This is a genomic window from Neptuniibacter sp. (assembly GCF_024231755.1).
Taxonomy (GTDB): domain Bacteria; phylum Pseudomonadota; class Gammaproteobacteria; order Pseudomonadales; family Balneatricaceae; genus Neptuniibacter.
In genome coordinates, this window is sequence record NZ_JAAEQH010000017.1 from 1 (window position 1) to 1033 (window position 1033).

Genomic DNA, 1033 nt, shown 5'->3' on the forward strand with positions numbered 1-1033 from the left:
CTTATGGACTTTGTTCAAAAGCAGTAGCTTAAGATCTTAGACCTGGATGTCTATCAGAATCGCGGATCACCCGATACGTTTCGGTCTGACTGGTAATCAATTGCGAAGTGTGATCAAATCGTAATAATAGTTTATTAAGACGCGTAGGTATGCAGCAGAAATAATAGTAATATCAAGAGAGTAAGCGAACACGGAGCAGCCGCTTGAGAGCAGCCACTCGCGTCTAGTCCCACACCTTACACTAACTGACTACTCTCTCACTGATGGATCAATAATCAAACAGGCTAAAGCGAACACGGAAACAAACAAGAGGCTGCACAAGGCTGCTGTTGAGAGTTTCCGTAATAATGGAGCTCTGCTGCATCAAACAGAAACCAGCGAGCTGACTAATAATGGAGCGGAGCCGCACATGGCACCCATTCCCGACAATAATCAATCTATAGAACGTTAGAACATGGCGCTATACATAATACACAGGCAAAGCGCCTCAACAACAAAACGCTCCTATCAGAGGCTCAATAGAACTTGTACGTAAACTAGAAACAAACTAAAAACAGGCGCTTGTTGCCTATATGTAATGTTGGGGCTGAGTTTAAATGAACTTTACTGAGCAGAGCAATTACAAAACCAACCAAGCGAAGCAAGCAGAAAATGAGCAGTGGATAGGAAAACAAGAACGATCCAAACGGGCGAAAACAGTAGGGCAGGAAACACACGAAAATTTACATGTGTCGCCTTACTAGGCGCGAAGTTCAATTAATGCATACACAGGCAATGAATCATTACAAACTCCTATGTACACTATCGGCATGACACCACACTATGCACATATCGGAACTCGGACCTAACTATCTAACATCATTACTATAGGGGGCCACCCCAGCCTTCGGCCGGCAGCCCCAATAATAGCCAGGACCATCTGCTGATATCCACTGCATTGGAACTGCTGGTTGTCATAATGAGGGAATTGTGGCTGACTGTATCCACGCGGAGTGCTTGAGTAGCCATGCAGGCCCCGAGCATACCCCGTCCC

Annotated in this window: 1 protein-coding gene; it reads right to left on the bottom strand. The window is 45.5% G+C overall.

What is annotated here, in order from left to right; all coding sequences use genetic code 11:
- Positions 1–844 precede the first annotated feature (844 nt).
- On the bottom strand, positions 845–1033 hold a 189-nt coding region (locus GY843_RS00515; protein ID WP_297305760.1), incomplete at its 5' end, for a hypothetical protein.